Genomic DNA, 15639 nt, shown 5'->3' with positions numbered 1-15639 from the left:
AGTAGACAACAAGGGCAGGGACTTCCGACAGGGGGGTTATGGGGCTTAGGTCCTGAAGTGACGCAAGTCGCACAAGTGGTCGCCAAATCCCCGTCGCGCGTCAACGTGCCGAGCTGCGGCGTCAGGCGGTCGCCGGGACGCCCTTCCCGTCGGCCGGGGCCGCCCCCGCGTCCGCAGGCTTCGTCTTGCGCGCGCCCGCGCCCTTGAGCAGGACCACCACGACCGTGGAGACGCAGACACCGGCGGCGATCGCCACGAGGTAGAGCAGCGGCTGCCCGATCAGCGGGACCACGAAGACACCGCCGTGCGGGGCGCGCAGGGTGCAGCCGAAGGTCATCGACAGGGCGCCGGTGACCGCGCCGCCCGCCATCGACGCGGGGATCACCCGCAGCGGGTCGGCGGCCGCGAACGGAATCGCGCCCTCGGTGATGAAGGAGGCGCCCAGGAACCAGGCCGCCTTGCCGTTCTCCCGCTCGGTCTTGGTGAAGAGCCCGCCGCGCACGGTCGTGGCGAGCGCCATGGCGAGCGGCGGGACCATGCCGGCCGCCATCGCCGCGGCCATGACCTTGAGGCTGCCGTCGGTCGGATGGGCGAGGCCGCCGACCGCGAAGGCGTACGCGACCTTGTTCAGCGGGCCGCCGAGGTCGAAGCACATCATCAGGCCGAGGATGACGCCGAGGATGATCGCGTTGGCGCCGGAGAGGCCCTCCAGCCAGTCGGTCAGCGCGCTCTGCAGGGACGCGATGGGCTTGCCGACGACGAGGAACATCAGGAAGCCGACCACCGCCGAGGAGATCAGCGGGATCACCACGACCGGCATGATGCCGCGCAGCACGGCCGGGACGCGGACCCGCTGGACGCCCATGACCACGGCGCCCGCGATCAGGCCCGCGGCGAGACCGCCGAGGAAGCCGGCGTTGATGGTGACGGCGACCGAGCCGCCGACGAATCCGGGGACGAGGCCCGGCCTGTCGGCCATGCCGTACGCGATGTAGCCCGCGAGGACCGGGACCAGGAAGGCGAAGGCCAGCCCGCCGATCTGGAAGAGCAGCGCGGCCCAGCTGGTGTGGTCCGTCCAGATGAAGTGCTCGGCGACGGACGGCGCCTTGTCGATCTTCCAGCCGCCGATGGCGAAGCCGAGGGCGATGAGGAGGCCGCCCGCGGCGACGAAGGGGACCATGTAACTCACGCCGGACATCAGCCATTTGCGGAGCTTGGTGGCGTAGCCGTCGCCGCTCTCACCGGTGTCGTCCACCGGGCTCGGGTCCTTGGCGTCCGCGGTCGTCTCGCCGCGGGCCGCCTTCGCGCGGGCCTGTGCGATCAGTTCCGCCGGGCGGTTGATGGCCGCCTTCACGCCTACGTCGACCGTGGGCTTGCCCGCGAAGCGGGGCTTTTCCCTTACGGGGATGTCGTGGGCCAGGATCACCGCGTCCGCGGCGGCTACGACCGCCGGGTCCAGGCGGGTGAAGCCTGCCGAGCCCTGCGTCTCCACGGCCAGCTCTATGCCTGCCTCGCGGGCCGCGTTCTCCAGGGACTCGGCCGCCATGTAGGTGTGGGCGATGCCTGTGGGGCAGGAGGTGACGGCGACTATGCGGAAGGGCTGCGGCGCGGGTGTCTTCCCATCCGCGTGCGTGTCGCCGCGGACAAGGGCTGTTGCCGTCTCCGCGTCCGTCGTGGCCCGCAGTGCGGCCGTGAAGTCCGCGTTCGTCAGTTGTCTCGCCAGCGACGACAGGATCGTCAGGTGGGCGTCGTCCGCGCCCGACGGGGCCGCGATCAGGAAGATCAGGTCCGCCGGGCCGTCCGGCGCCCCGAAGTCGATGCCGCGGGCCGAGCGGCCGAAGGCGAGGGTCGGCTCGGTGACGTGGGCGCTGCGGCAGTGCGGGATGCCGATGCCGCCGTCCAGGCCGGTCGGCATCTGCGCCTCGCGGGCCGCGACGTCGGCGAGGAATCCGTCCAGGTCGGTCACGCGCCCGAGGGCCACCATGCGCTCGGCGAGGGAGCGGGCCGCGGCTTCCTTGGTTTCTGCGGACAGGTCGAGATCGAGGTCGACCAGATCCGCGGTGATCACGTCGGTCATCGCGGGCTCCTTGGCTTCGTTCGGGGGGCGTGGGGGGCGTAGGCGTAGGGGCGGCTCATGAGGCCGGCTCTGTCAGTACGCGGTCCAGCGGGACGTCGGCCGTCACGGTGACCGCGTCCGGCCTCAGGTCCGAGGGCGACGGCATCACGCTGCCCGGGAGCTGGACCGCGGCGGCGCCGTGCGCCACGGCCGAGGCGAGGGCGCGCGCGCCCGTGCCGCCCGCGATCAGGAAACCGGCCAGGGAGGAGTCACCGGCGCCGACGTTGCTGCGTACGGTGTCGACCGGGGCGCTCGCGAAGTACGCGCCCGAGGCGTCGACCAGGAGTTGGCCGTCCGCGCCGAGGCTGGCGAGTACGGCGTGCGCGCCCAGTTCCCGGAGTTCCTCCGCCGCCTTGACCGCGTCGCCGACGGTGGCGAGGGGGCGGCCGACGGCTCCTGCGAGTTCTTCGGCGTTGGGCTTGACGACGTCGGGGCGTTCGGCGAGGGCGGCGAGCAGGGCGGGGCCCGAGGTGTCCAGGGCGATACGGGCGCCCGCCGCGTGGGCGCGGGACACCAACTCGGCGTACCAGGAGGGCGCGAGCCCGCGCGGGAGGCTGCCGCAGCAGGCGACCCAGTCGGCGCCGACGGACTTCTCGCCGACGGTGGCGAGCAGGGACTCCTGCTCTCCCACGGAGAGTTCGGGGCCGAGGGCGTTGATCTTCGTCAGAGTGCCGTCCGGCTCCGCGACCGCGATGTTGGAACGGGTCTGCCCGGCCACCGGCACCGGGGCCGCCTCGATGCCCTGCTCGTCGAGGAGCCGGGCGACCAACGCGCCGGGCGCTCCGCCGAGCGGCAGCACGGCGACGGTCCGCACGCCCGCCGCCGCCACGGCCCGCGAGACGTTGACGCCCTTGCCGCCCGGGTCCATACGGTCACCGGTGGCACGGACGACCTCACCCCGGTCGAGGGAGGGCACCTCGTAGGTGCGGTCGAGGGAGGGGTTCGGAGTGACGGTGAGGATCATGCGCGTACCACTTCCGTGCCGGCCCGTTCGATGGTGGCGGCTTCGTCGGGGGCGAGGCCGGTATCCGTGATCAGTAGGTCCACGTCGGTGAGGTCGCCGAAGCGGGCGAAGTGTTCCTGGCCGTGCTTGGCGGAGTCCGCCAGCAGGACGACCCGGCGGGCCGCGGCGACGGCCGCTCGTTTCACGGCGGCCTCGGCGAGGTCGGGGGTGGTGAGCCCGGCCTCGGCGGAGAAGCCGTTGGCGGCGAGGAAGAGGACGTCGGCGCGGATCTCTCCGTACGCCCGCAGGGCCCAGGCGTCGACGGCCGCGCGCGTACGCTGCCGGACCCGGCCGCCGATGAGGTGGAGCTGGATGCCGGGGTGGTCGGCGAGGCGGGCGGCGGTCGGCAGGCTGTGCGTGACGACGGTGAGCGTCGACTCCAGCGGGAGGGCCGCCGCGAGCCGCGCGACGGTCGACCCGGCGTCGAGGACGACGCTGCCCTCGGCGGGCAGCTCGGCGAGGGCGGCGCGGGCGATGCGGTCCTTCTCGTCGGCGGCGGTGCCCTCGCGCTCGGCGAGGTCCGGCTCGAAGTCCAGGCGCCCGGCCGGTATGGCCCCGCCGTGCACGCGGCGTACGAGCCCGGCGCGGTCCAGGGCCTTCAGGTCGCGGCGGATGGTCTCCGCGGTGACCTTGAACTCCTCGGCCAGCGACAGCACGTCGACCCGCCCGCCGTCCCGCGCGAGCCGCAGGATCTCCTGCTGCCGCTCCGGTGCGTACATGTCCGTTTGCCTCCGCCGCATGCCCGAGTCTGTGGTTTCAGTCGGAGAGTACGGCTGGTTTTCGGGAAAGTAAACACCTTCGGGCGTGATGTGGACACGGACGGACTTCTGGCGTTGCGTGACCTCACGGTTCTACGGCCAGGGAAACGCGTCCAGTGCACCCAGGCAGCGTGCCGCCAGCGCGGTCGGGCCATCGGGGCCATCGGCGGGGGCGTCGCCCGCGGCCCAGGTCTCGACGGCCACCCGTACCGCCGCGCTCGCGACGGCCGCGGCGAGGCTCAGCTCAAGGGCCGGCGGCCCGTCCCCGCCCGTCCGCTCCACGAGGACCGCCAGCAGCGTCTGCTCCGAGGCGTGGCACGTGTCCGCCCACACCGCGCGCAGCGCCGCGCTCTGCTCCGACATCCGCAGCAGCGAGCGCACCCACTCCAGGGATTCCGCCTCACCCGCGTCCCCGGCGGCGAGCGTGTGGGCCACCGCGCGCCGCAGCGCGTCCGGCACCGAGAGGCCGTCCGGCGCCTGCCGCACCGCTTCCGCCCACTGCTGGGCACCGGCGGTGAAGAGCGGGGCGACCGCCTCCTCCTTGGTGGCGAAGTAGCGGTAGAAGGTGCGCGGCGCGACGCCCGCGGCGCGGGCGATGTCCTCGGCGCGGGTGGCGCGGAGTCCGTCGGCGGCGAAGAGCGAGGCAGCCGTGCGGGCGATGTCGAGGCGGGTCTCGGTCTTCCGCCGCTCCGTGAGTGAAGGCTGCGGGGATTGCCGGGACTGAGCTGACTGGTCTGACTCTGACTGAACTGACTGCGGCGAACGAGCGGACATGACAGGCACGTTATGCCAGCGCCCACCCGGGGGCCTCACGGGCACAAGTTGCCCCTATGGCAGAATCTGCCAACACGAAGGCTACGGGACCGGCCAGGCCCGTAGAACCGTAGAGGCAGAGGTGGCAACAGCGGTGCGTCGTCGGCAGTTCCTTCTCCACACGGCCGGGCTCACCGGCGCCACCGCTCTCGGCACCGCCGGGCTCAGCGCCTGTTCCGCGGAGACCGGGACGCCCCTCAAGCTCCTCGTCGCCAGCTACGACGACAGCGTCGGCTCCTCGATCGGCGACCAGTGGGGCAAGGTCGTCGCCGCCTTCGAGAAGGCGCACCCGGACATCCAAGTCGACCTTGAACGCGTCCCGTTCGCCAAGCTCGACCAGACCCTGGCCCGGCGCGTGAAGGACGGCGACGCCCCCGACATCGCGCAGTCCAACTTCTTCGCCCCGTACGCCGAGGACGACAGGCTCTACGGCGCCGACGACCTCTTCGACGTACGCACCGAGGGCGACTTCATCCGCTCGTACGCGGAGGCGGGCATGGTCAACCGCGTCCAGTACGGCCTGCCCTTCCTCGCCAGCACCCCGCGGCTCTTCTACAACAAGGCCCTCTTCAAGCAGGCCCGCACCAAGGCCCCCCGCTCCTGGGCCGAACTGCACGACGCCGCCAAGGCGTTGAAGGCGATCGGCGTCCCGACCCCCTACGGGCTTCAGCTCGGCCCGGAGGCCGCCGAGGACGAGGCGCTGGCCTGGCTGCTCGCGGACGGCGGCGGCTACTCCGGCCTCACCGGCTACGACTTCGCCAACCCCAGCAACATCGACACGCTGACCTGGCTGCGGGACAACCTCGTCGGTGAGGGCCTGGCGGGCGCGGACCCCTCGAAGCTCTCCAGGACGGACGCGTACGCCCAGTTCCTGCGCGGCAGGATCGGCATGATGATCGCGCATCCGGTCCTGATGGGCGCCGCCGACCAGGCCAAGTTCCCTTACGCGCACGCCCCGTTCCCCAAGAAGCTCGGCGGCGCCGCGCCGCCGGTGGGGCTGAACGACTGGCTGATGGCGTTCAAGCGGAACGGGCGGCGCGAGCAGTGCGGCACGTTCCTGAGCTATCTGTACGGCAGCAAGTCCGCGGTGGCGTACGGCGGCGGGCAGTCCGCGCTGCCGGTGACCAGTTCGGCGTCGGACGCCCTGCGCAAGGACCCCGGGCAGCGGCCGATGTGGGACTTCATCGACCAGATGCCGCAGGCCCGCTTCCAGCCGACGAACCTCGGCTCGTGGCCCGAGGTCAGGGCCGCCGTGCGCGCGCGGATCGGCGAGGCGGTGGCCAAGGGCGGCAGCCCGAAGGCTGTTCTGGAGTCCTTGGACACGACGGCGGCCCAGGCAGAGCTCTAGCGCTCCGCCGGGCTCGGCCGGGTCAGCCCCGCGCCCCTTTCGGGGCGCGGGCGGCCTCGGCCTCCCGGTCAAGGGGCCAAGGGGCCAAGGGTCAGGGAACCAGTGCCGGCTCCTTCTCCGGGAGTTCGGCCGCGGGCATCGGCTCGTCGCCGCCCTCCACGTGCTGCCTCGGCTTCGCCGGGAGCGCGAACATGATCAGGAAGATGACCGCGAGCACGCCCGCCGCCCACCACAGCGCGTTCTGGAACCCGGCCATGTACTCCGCGGGGAGCCGGCTCGGCGCGACCCGCTCGTCGATCACCCCGAAGAAGACCACCGACACCAGGCCGAGGCCGAGCGCGGTGCCCATCTGCTGCACGGTGTTGATGAGCCCGGAGGCCGAACCCGCGTGCTCCTGCGGCACGTCCGAGAGGACCGCGTCCGTCAGCGGCGCCACGATCAGGCCCATGCCGACGCCCATCACGACCAGTGGCAGCGTCATCTGCCAGGGCGCGATGTCCGCGCCGTACCGGTCCGCCTCCCAGATGTAGATCAGCAGGCCGGCGGCCATGGCCAGGGCCCCGGCCTGGAGGACCTTGCGGCCGAAGCGGGGCACGAGCTTCTGTACGGACAGGCCGGCGGCCGCCGAGACGGCGATCGAGAACGGCACACCGGTCAGGCCGGCGCGCAGCGGGGTCCAGCCGAGGCCGAACTGCATGTACAGGGTCCAGACGAGGAAGAAGATGCCCATCACGACGCCGAAGACGGTCTGTACGGCGATGCCCGCGGCGAAGCTCTTCACCTTGAACAGCGACAGCTCGATGAGCGGCGAGCCGTCCTTCGCGGTCTTCCACTTCTCGTACGCGATGAGGGCGCCGAAGACGACGAGCGCGCCGGCCATCATGACGTATCCCCAGGTCGGCCAGCCCAGCTCGCGCCCACGGGTCAGGGGGTAGATGAGCATGAGCAGGCCGAGCGTGACCAGGACGACGCCGACGAGGTCGAGCTTGAGGGCCCTCGGGGCCTTGGACTCGGTGATGAACTTCCGGCCGAGGATGATTCCGGCGATGCCGACCGGCAGATTGATGAGGAAGATCGGCCTCCACTCCAGGCCGAGGATGTTCCACTCGGTGAGCAGCGCGCCCAGCAGCGGTCCGGAGACCGCGCCGAGCCCGACGACCATGCCGAAGAGCCCGAAGACCTTGCCGCGCTCGTGGGCGGGGAAGGTCGCGTGGACGATGGACAGCACCTGCGGGACCATCAGCGCGGCCATGCCGCCCTGCAGGATGCGCGAGGCGACCAGCATCTCCGGGTTGGCGGCGAAGCCGCAGAGCGCGGAGGCGACGGTGAAGCCGGTGATGCCGATCAGGAAGAGCCGCTTGCGTCCGTGGATGTCTCCGAGCCGCCCGCCCGTGATGAGCCCGGCGGCGAAGGCGAGGGTGTAACCCGCGGTGATCCACTGGATCTGGCTGAACGAGGCGCCCGCGTCCCGCTGGATCGACGGAATCGCGATGTTGACGATCGTGACGTCGACCAGGTCCATGAAGGCGGCGGTCATCACGATGGCCAGGGCGAACCAACGTCGCCGGTCGGCGGTGGCCTCCTGCCCCACGGGGGCGGAAGTGGTGCTCGGTGAAGTCATGGGAGGAGGCTAGGACGCGTATAGGTCAGCTCGTGTCCTAGTTCTGCGGCATCGTGGACGTCATGACGATGGATGAGATGGCGGGCGTGACGACGGACGCGGCTTCGGCCTTCCCGGACGCCGTGACTTGGGGCGGCCCGGAGGCCGTGACTTCGGGCAGCCCGGGGGGCGCCGCGTGAGCGCGGCCGGGGCCGATACCCCCGCGCGGCTGTTCCAGTTGCTGTCCCTTCTTCAGACGCCCCGGGAGTGGCCCGGCGGTGAGCTATCCGAGCGGCTCGGTGTCAGCAGGCGTACCGTGCGGCGGGACATCGACCGGCTGCGGGACCTCGGTTATCCGGTGCGGGCCAGTCAGGGCGCGGCCGGCGGCTACCGGCTGGTCGCGGGCAAGGCCATGCCGCCGCTGGTCCTCGACGACGAGGAGGCGGTGGCGATCGCGGTGGGGCTGCGGGCCGGGGCGGGGCACGCGGTGGAGGGCGTGGAGGAGGCGTCCGTACGGGCGCTCGCCAAGCTGGAGCAGGTGTTGCCCGCCCGTCTGCGCCACCGGGTCTCCGCGCTACAGATCGCGACGACCCCGCTGACCAGCGGAGACGGGGCGAGTATCGCGCCGGAGACGCTGACGGTGATGGCGTCGGCCGCGGCGGGCCAGGAACGGCTGCGGTTCGCCTACCGGGCGGGTGACGGGACGGAGTCGCGCCGCCTGACGGAGCCGTACCGCCTGGTCTCGACGGGGCGGCGCTGGTATCTCGTGGCGTACGACATCGACCGCGAGGACTGGCGGACCTTCCGCGTCGACCGGGTGGCCGACCCGTTCGCCACGGGGGCGCGGTTCGTGCCGCGGGAGCTGCCGAAGGGGGACGCCGCGGAGTTCATCCGCCAGTCGGTCTGGCGGGGGCAGCAGTCGTACGAGATCGATGTGACCTTCGCCGCGCCCGCGGAGTTCGTCGTGGCGCGGCTGCCCTCGGCGCTCGGCACGGTGGAACCGCTGGACGAGCACCGCTGCCGTCTGCGCGGCACGGCGACGGACTCCATCGAATGGCTGGCGGTCCGCCTGGCCCTGGTGGACTGCGACTTCACGGCGCACGGCCCCGCGGACCTGGTGAGCTGCCTCAGAGACCTGGGCACCCGCCTGTCCCGGGCGACGGAACAGCCGCCGGGCCCGCCGGGGTGAGGAGGCAGCCACCAACGCCCCCGGCAGCACAAGCGCCGTACCCGAACGGCAAAACCCGGGGCGGCCCAGCCAATGGCCCGCCCAAGGCCGGCCGCCTAGGCCACCGCGTCGAACCCGGTGTCCCGCGCCAGCTTCTTCAGCTCGAGAAGCGCGTGCTTCTCTATCTGCCGGATCCGCTCACGGGTGAGCCCGTGCTCCTTGCCGACCTCCGTCAGCGTCCGCTCCCGCCCGTCCTCGATGCCGTACCGCATCTTGATGATGGAGGCCGTGCGCTGGTCGAGGCGGCCGAGGAGGCCGCCCAGCTCCTCGCTGCGCAGCAGCGAGAGGACGGACTGCTCGGGCGAGACGGCCGAGGTGTCCTCAAGGAGGTCACCGAACTGGGTGTCGCCCGTGTCGTCCACGCCCATGTTCAGCGAGACCGGGTCGCGCGCCCAGTCCAGGACGTCGATGACGCGCGCGGGCGTCGAGGCCAGCTCGGCGGCGATCTCCGCGGGCTCCGGCTCCCGGCCGTGCTCGCGGTTGAACTCGCGCTGCACGCGGCGGATGCGGCCCAGCTCCTCCACCAGGTGGACGGGGAGGCGGATGGTGCGGGACTGGTCGGCTATCGAGCGGGTGATTGCCTGGCGGATCCACCATGTGGCGTACGTGGAGAACTTGAAGCCCTTGGCGTAGTCGAACTTCTCGACCGCTCGCACCAGGCCCGCGTTCCCCTCCTGGATGAGGTCGAGGAGGGGCAGTCCACTGCGCGGATAGCGGCGGGCGACCGCGACGACGAGGCGGAGGTTCGAGCGGATGAAGACGTCCTTGGCGCGCTCACCGTCGGCGACGAGGGCTTCGAGCTCCTCGCGGTCCGCGGTGATCCTGCTCTCCTCGACCTCGCCGTCCAGGATCTTGCGGGCGTAGACACCCGCCTCGATGATCTGGGACAGCTCCACTTCCTTGGCGGCGTCGAGCAGTGGCGTACGGGCGATCTCGTCGAGGTACATGCCGACCAGGTCGCGGTCGGCGATCTCCCCGCCTACAGCGCGAACACTGCGTGCCGCGTTGGTCTCGCCGGAGGCGGACTTGCGACGGGCGACGGCACGGGTTGCCATGCGTGCTCCCTTGCGTGTGGTTGTCCTGGTCGGCCCTTTACTGGGACCTCTGTGGCGGATGGCACACCCTCGGGTGCCCTGCATCCGATGGAAACAACGACTGGAATCCGGACAGAATTCCCAAGCCGCACATCTTTTTTCCTGACGGTGCAGTACCCTGTCGCGCCACAGGGGGAGGCCGGATGATGTCAGAGCGTACAGAGGTGCAGGTCAGGCCGGGGGTCGAGAGCGATCTCGAAGCTCTCACCGACCTCTACAACCACTACGTACGTGAGACGGCCGTCACCTTCGACACCGTCGTCTTCCTGCCGGAAGAGCGCCGCCCTTGGCTGCTCTCCCATCCCGAAGACGGCCCTCACCGCCTCTTGGTTGCTCAGGAGCGGGATTCCGGCGCCCACCCGGGCCGGCTGCTCGGGTACACGACCAGTAGCCCTTTCCGCCCGAAGCCCGCTTACTCCACTTCCGTGGAAGCAAGCGTCTACTGCGCGCCGGACGCCGCGGGCCGCGGCATCGGCACGCTGCTCTACAAGGCACTCTTCGAGGCCTTGGAGGGGGAGGATCTGCACCGCGCCTACGCGGGGATCGCCCGGCCGAACGAGGCCTCGGTCCGGCTCCACGAACGCTTCGGGTTCCGGCACGTGGGGACGTACGAGGAAGTCGGCAGGAAGTTCGGGCGGTACTGGGACGTCGACTGGTACGAGCGTCCCCTCGGCCCCCGGACCTAGGGCGCAAGGCCGTTACGGGCCGACGCGTCAAGGGCCTACCGTCCCCGCATGACCGACACCGAGACCGGCACCGATGCCAACACCGGCACCGACACCACAGGCGTCCTCGACGAAGCCCTTGAGCGGCTGCACGGCTTCGGGCCCGAGCGGCTGGGGCGGCTCACCAATCACGCGCCGATGGCCGTCGAGGCGCTCGCCGCGCGCGGGCAGTCGGGGGCGGTCCACCGGTGGCTCGATCTCTACGCCCCGAAATTGGAGGAATTTCCCGCTCCCGTCGCACCGATCACCGGCGCCGACCGGCACACCGCGCTCGGAGATCCGCGCCGGGCGGCCGACTGGATCGCCCACTTCCGCCGCGAGGTCGAGGAGAGGCCCTGGCGCGACGTGCTCGCCGAGTGGTGGCCGCTGCTGCTGCCCGGGATGTACGGAGGTTCGACGCACCCGGTGATCCGGGTCGGTCACGCCGCGCGGTCCCTGGAGCGGGGCGCCACCGGGCCCCGCCTCGCCGAACTCGCGCACGGCCTCGGCTACTGGGCCGCCCGGCACCGCCCGGTCACCGGCGTCACCCCGCTGCCGGGCGCCGACAGCGCGGCCGACGCCCTGGACGCGGTGCCGCCCATCGCCGACCGGACCGAAGGCGGCTTCCCCGCCCGCCTCGGCCGCGTCCGGGGGCTGCCGGTGTGGGCGGCCTCCGTGGACGGCCCCGAGGAGGCGCGGCGCAGGCTGACCGAGCTGGTGCGGGCGGCCACCCACCGGTACGCCACGCACGGCCACGGCGAGGAGACGATGCTGGTGCACGCGGCGACCGCGCCCAACGCCGTGCTCCGTGTGCTGCCCGCCCTGCCGCGCGGCCTGTGGGTGCCCAGCCTGCGGGCGGCCTGGACGGCCTCGGCGGCGGTCACGGCCATGTACGCGCCGGACGCGCCCCTCGCGTATGAGCCGCCCGGCACGTTCTCCCCCGAAGAGGTTGTGGAGCGGGCACTCGCGCACGGTGACGAGCATGTCATCAAGCTGACGGATACCGCGTTGGACGTCGGCGACGAGCGGGCTCTGGCAGCGGCCCTGCGGGCGGTTGAACTGAGCGAGCCGCTCAGTTAGGTACTCCCCGTCGGCCCCCTTGCCTCAGCCGAACTGCACCGACCTCTTCGCCAGACCCATCCAGAAACCCTCGATCACACTGCGCTGCCCAGCGAGGTCCCCCGTGGCCTCCGCCGCGCCCAGCGTCACGAAGAGTGGGGCGAAGTGCTCGGTGCGGGGGTGCGCGAGCTGTCCGGACGGGGACTTGTGGGCGAAGTCGAGCAGCGCGTCGACGTCGCCCGCCGCCAGGGCCTCCTGGCCCCAGGCGTCGAACTCGGCCGACCAGGACGGGACGCCGCCCTGTCGCAGCGCGGCCAGGTTGTGGGTGAAGAAGCCGCTGCCGACGACCAGTACGCCCTCGTCGCGCAGCGGCGCGAGCCTGCGGCCGAGGTCCATGAGGCGGCGCGGGTCCAGGGTCGGCAGGGAGATCTGGAGTACGGGGATGTCCGCGTCGGGGTACATCTCCACCAGCGGGACGTACGCGCCGTGGTCGAGTCCCCGGTCCGGCACGTCCTGTACGGGAACGCCGGGTGCGCGCAGCAGTCCGCGTACGGACTCGGCCAGTTCCGGCGCGCCCGGGGCCGCGTACGTCACCTGGTAGTAGTGCTCGGGGAAGCCCCAGAAGTCGTACACGAGCGGCAGCGTCCCGGTGGCGGCCAGCGCCAGCGGGGCCTCTTCCCAGTGGGCGGAGACCATGAGGATCGCCCGGGGGCGCGGCAGCCGCGCGGACCAGGCGGCCAGCTCGGCGGGCCACAGCGGGTCGTCGGCGAGCGGTGGGGCGCCGTGGCTGAGGTACAGGGCGGGCATGCGGGTCATCGCGCGCCTCCAGGGCTCAGGGCTCTTCGTGAGGGTAGCTACTTGAAGTCTCAAGCTCTATGGTGCGACCGTACGCGTGGTTCGTTCAAAGTTCAAGGAAGGGCCTCGTACAGTGGAGTACATGGATATGGCACCCACTCCTTCCCCGGACGGCGAGCCGCGCTGGCTGGACCGCGACGAGCAGCGCGTCTGGCGGGCCTACCTCCAGGCGACGACGCTCCTCGACGACTTCCTCGACCGTCAGCTGCAGCGCGACGCGGGAATGCCGCACATGTATTACGGGCTATTGGTCCAGTTGTCCGACGCCCCCCGGCGGCGGCTGCGGATGACCGAGCTGGCCAAGCTCATGAAGATCACCCGCTCCCGGCTCTCGCACGCGATCGCGCGTCTGGAGAAGAGCGGCTGGGTGCGGCGCGAGGACTGCCCCTCCGACAAGCGCGGGCAGCTCGCGATCCTGACCGACCAGGGCTTCGAGGTGCTCGGCAGGACCGCCCCCGGCCATGTCACCGCCGTACGCCAGGCCCTCTTCGACCGGCTCACCCCGGAACAGCAGAAGTCCCTCGGCGAGATCATGACGATCGTCGCCGAGGGACTTCAGCCGGAGGAGGCCGGAGCCGACCTCCCCTGGCTCCGCTAGGAGGCCGCCGGGCTCAGTGGGCCATCACCGGGATCTTCACCTCGTCCTCGGCGCCTTCCGCCGGGTCCCCGGAGGCCGAGGGGCCGCCCTGGTGCCCGGTGTTGATGAACGTCGCCGCGATCAGCGCGGAGACCGCCAGGATGCCGACCGCCCACCAGATGGCACTGGTGTACCCCTCGACCATGGCCTGCGCCTGGACGAGCTTCGGGTTGGCGGCACCGGCCGCGTGGTCCGCGATGTACGCGGAGGTCGCGGAGGCGGCGATGGTGTTCAGGAGGGCCGTGCCGATGGCGCCGCCGACCTGCTGCGAGGTGTTGACCATCGCGGAGGCGACACCGGAGTCACGGGCCTCGACGCCGTGCGTGGCGAGCGACATGGCGGGCATGAACGCCGTACCCATGCCGAGGCCGAGCATCAGCTGCGCCGGCATGATCAGCCCGGTGTACGAGGAGCCGACCTCCAGCTGCGTCAGGAGCAGCATGCCGACGGCGGCGAGCAGGAAGCCCGGGCCCATCAGCAGACGCGGCGGTACGCGCGTCATGAGGCGGGCGCCGATCTGCGTGGAGCCCACGATCATGCCCGCGATCATCGGCAGGAAGGCGAAGCCGGTCTTGACCGGCGAGTAGCCCTCGACGATCTGCAGGTAGTACGTGAGGAACAGGAACAGGCCGAACATCGAGATGATGGCGAGGCCCAGCGAGAGGTAGACGCCACCGCGGTTGCGCTCGGTCAGGACGCGCAGCGGGAGCAGCGGCGACTTGACCTTGGCCTCGGTGAGGACGAACGCGGCGAGCAGCACGACCGACGCCACGAACATGGTGATGGTCACGGTGTCCGACCAGCCCTCGGACTCGGCGCGGGTGAAGCCGTAGACGAGCGCGACCAGGCCGAGGGTGGACAGGACCACGCCGGGGATGTCGAGCGGCGAGCGGTTGCGGCCGCCGGCCGGCTCACGGATGACGAAGTACGCGCCGAGGGCGGCGACCACCGCGAACGGGATGTTGACGAAGAAGGTCCAGCGCCAGTTCAGGTACTCGGTGAGGAAGCCGCCGAGGATCAGGCCGACGGCGCCGCCGCCACCGGCGATCGCGCCGTAGATGCCGAAGGCCTTGGCGCGCTCCTTGGCGTCGGTGAACATCACCGCGAGCAGGGAGAGCGCGGCGGGCGCGAGCAGCGCGCCGAACACGCCCTGGAGGGCGCGGGCGCCGAGCATCATGGCCTCGCCGGTCGCGGCGCCGCCGAGGGCGGAGGCCGCGGCGAAGCCGATGAGGCCGGTCACGAAGGTGCGCTTGCGGCCCCACAGGTCGGAGATGCGGCCGCCGAAGAGCAGCAGGCCGCCGAAGGCGAGCGCGTAGGCCGTGATGACCCACTGGCGGTTGCCGTCGGATATGCCGAGGTCCTGCTGGGCGGAGGGCAGCGCGATGTTCACGATGGTCGCGTCGAGGACGACCATCAGCTGCGCGAGCGCGATGAAGACGAGGGCTTTCCAGCGCCTCGGATCTGTTTCAGACATGGAGGTGGCCACCTAGCGGTACGAAAGTGATGAGTCAGTAACGGCGGTAACGGTGATGAGCGTTCGCGGAAAGTCAGCTCCGCCGGAGGTCTTCCAAGGTCGCCGCCTCCCCCGGAAGCTCCGAACGGGCGGGAGCCATCAGGCCGTCCAGGAACAGCTGGAGATGGCGGTGGACGAAGCGGTCCATGTTCGGGCAGGCCGTGCCGGGCAGCGGCCGTCCGAGCTGGGAGAGGGCGATCATGAGATCGCCGACGGCGATGTCGGTGCGCAGCTGTCCGGCCGCGCGGGCCCGGCCCACGAGGTCCTCGATGGACTGCTCCAGGCGCTCACGGGCATCCAGCAGGTCGGGGTGGTCGTGGTCGAAGACGGACGACAGCATCGGGCACAGGGCGCCGATCCGTTCGTCGGCCGCGGCGTGCACGAAGGTGCGCAGCGCCGCGAAGGAGGCGCTCGCGTCGGCGGCGGCCGTGGCGATGCCCTGCTCGGCGTGGGCCGCGACGCGGTCGGTGACGAAGAGGACGACCTCGCGCACCAGCTCGGCGCGGTCGGCGAAGTTGCGGTAGACCGTGGCGTTGCCGACGCCCGCCCGGCGCGCGACCTCGTCGAGGGGTACGTCGGGTCCGTACTCCACGAACATCTCGCGTGCGGCGGCGACGATCCGCTCCCGGTTGCGCAGGGCGTCGGCCCGCGGGCGGGGGGCCCGGCGCTGCGGGGCGGTGGCGGTGTCCACTGCGGCTTCTCCTCTGGTCGTCGGATGTCGGCGGTGCGATGCGGGCGGTGCGGGGGGCCGCGGACGATGCGGGGAGCCAGTCCCCGTTTCGCGCGAACACACTTCTAAACGGGGAAGGACTCCCCGGATATTTCCCGCCCCGCCCTGAACTTCATGTGACCTGAGTCACATATGAACCGGCGAGAAACCCACGATCGGTCCCGCCCAGCGAGCGCCCGCG

14 protein-coding genes are annotated in these 15639 nt (G+C 71.6%); 5 read left to right on the top strand and 9 right to left on the bottom strand.

Annotation, left to right across the window (positions count from 1 at the left end):
• Nucleotides 1-121: 121 nt before the first annotated feature.
• The 4 genes from ACWDZ7_RS15065 to ACWDZ7_RS15050 all read right to left on the bottom strand — a co-directional run bounded on the left by ACWDZ7_RS15065 (nt 122) and on the right by ACWDZ7_RS15050 (nt 4651).
• The gene (locus ACWDZ7_RS15065; RefSeq protein WP_451797199.1) at nt 122-2077 is read right to left on the bottom strand and encodes a PTS fructose transporter subunit IIABC; all 1956 of its coding nucleotides are present in this window, start codon (nt 2075-2077) and stop codon (nt 122-124) included.
• A 55-nt stretch (nt 2078-2132) separates the two neighbouring features.
• Nucleotides 2133-3080, bottom strand: coding sequence for a 1-phosphofructokinase (gene pfkB / locus ACWDZ7_RS15060; RefSeq protein ID WP_451797198.1), 948 nt, complete (start codon nt 3078-3080; stop codon nt 2133-2135).
• A complete protein-coding gene (locus ACWDZ7_RS15055) occupies nt 3077-3838 on the bottom strand; it encodes a DeoR/GlpR family DNA-binding transcription regulator (protein ID WP_451797196.1) in 762 nt (253 codons plus the stop codon). The genes pfkB and ACWDZ7_RS15055 overlap by 4 nt, the downstream gene beginning before the upstream one ends.
• Before the next feature lie 132 nt (nt 3839-3970).
• Nucleotides 3971-4651, bottom strand: a complete 681-nt coding sequence (locus ACWDZ7_RS15050) for a TetR/AcrR family transcriptional regulator (protein ID WP_451797194.1) — start codon at nt 4649-4651, stop codon at nt 3971-3973.
• A gap of 133 nt (nt 4652-4784) precedes the next feature.
• Between ACWDZ7_RS15050 and ACWDZ7_RS15045 the strand changes: the two genes are divergently transcribed.
• Nucleotides 4785-6038 (top strand): extracellular solute-binding protein, encoded by a 1254-nt coding sequence (locus ACWDZ7_RS15045; protein ID WP_451797192.1) that lies wholly within the window; start codon nt 4785-4787, stop codon nt 6036-6038.
• 91 nt (nt 6039-6129) lie between these two features.
• Here ACWDZ7_RS15045 and ACWDZ7_RS15040 read toward each other — a convergent pair whose 3' ends face one another.
• Nucleotides 6130-7659, bottom strand: coding sequence for an MFS transporter (locus tag ACWDZ7_RS15040; RefSeq protein ID WP_451797190.1), 1530 nt, complete (start codon nt 7657-7659; stop codon nt 6130-6132).
• A 175-nt stretch (nt 7660-7834) separates the two neighbouring features.
• Here ACWDZ7_RS15040 and ACWDZ7_RS15035 point away from each other — a divergent pair, with 175 nt between their 5' ends.
• Nucleotides 7835-8827, top strand: a complete 993-nt coding sequence (locus ACWDZ7_RS15035) for a helix-turn-helix transcriptional regulator (RefSeq protein WP_451797188.1) — start codon at nt 7835-7837, stop codon at nt 8825-8827.
• Between the two features lie 95 nt (nt 8828-8922).
• Here the strand turns inward: ACWDZ7_RS15035 and ACWDZ7_RS15030 are convergent, their stop codons facing one another.
• Nucleotides 8923-9921: a sigma-70 family RNA polymerase sigma factor gene (locus ACWDZ7_RS15030; RefSeq protein WP_451797187.1), complete on the bottom strand. Its 999-nt coding sequence runs from the start codon at nt 9919-9921 to the stop codon at nt 8923-8925.
• A 182-nt stretch (nt 9922-10103) separates the two neighbouring features.
• Between ACWDZ7_RS15030 and ACWDZ7_RS15025 the strand changes: the two genes are divergently transcribed.
• A complete protein-coding gene (locus tag ACWDZ7_RS15025; protein WP_451797185.1) occupies nt 10104-10646 on the top strand; it encodes an N-acetyltransferase family protein in 543 nt (180 codons plus the stop codon).
• A gap of 48 nt (nt 10647-10694) precedes the next feature.
• The gene (locus tag ACWDZ7_RS15020; protein ID WP_451797184.1) at nt 10695-11744 is read left to right on the top strand and encodes a questin oxidase family protein; all 1050 of its coding nucleotides are present in this window, start codon (nt 10695-10697) and stop codon (nt 11742-11744) included.
• Between the two features lie 24 nt (nt 11745-11768).
• Here the strand turns inward: ACWDZ7_RS15020 and ACWDZ7_RS15015 are convergent, their stop codons facing one another.
• A complete protein-coding gene (locus tag ACWDZ7_RS15015; RefSeq protein WP_451797182.1) occupies nt 11769-12539 on the bottom strand; it encodes a dioxygenase family protein in 771 nt (256 codons plus the stop codon).
• Between the two features lie 127 nt (nt 12540-12666).
• On the opposite strand from ACWDZ7_RS15015, the gene ACWDZ7_RS15010 reads away from it, so the two are divergent.
• Nucleotides 12667-13176: a MarR family winged helix-turn-helix transcriptional regulator gene (locus tag ACWDZ7_RS15010; RefSeq protein WP_451797446.1), complete on the top strand. Its 510-nt coding sequence runs from the start codon at nt 12667-12669 to the stop codon at nt 13174-13176.
• A gap of 13 nt (nt 13177-13189) precedes the next feature.
• Here the strand turns inward: ACWDZ7_RS15010 and ACWDZ7_RS15005 are convergent, their stop codons facing one another.
• Nucleotides 13190-14689, bottom strand: a complete 1500-nt coding sequence (locus tag ACWDZ7_RS15005; protein WP_451797181.1) for an MFS transporter — start codon at nt 14687-14689, stop codon at nt 13190-13192.
• A gap of 73 nt (nt 14690-14762) precedes the next feature.
• Nucleotides 14763-15419 (bottom strand): TetR/AcrR family transcriptional regulator, encoded by a 657-nt coding sequence (locus ACWDZ7_RS15000; protein ID WP_451517414.1) that lies wholly within the window; start codon nt 15417-15419, stop codon nt 14763-14765.
• Nucleotides 15420-15639 lie beyond the last annotated feature (220 nt).

It is taken from the genome of Streptomyces sp. NPDC003032, assembly GCF_053591415.1.
Note: the sequence above shows the minus strand (reverse complement) of the source record. Positions and strands in the feature narration are given on the sequence as shown.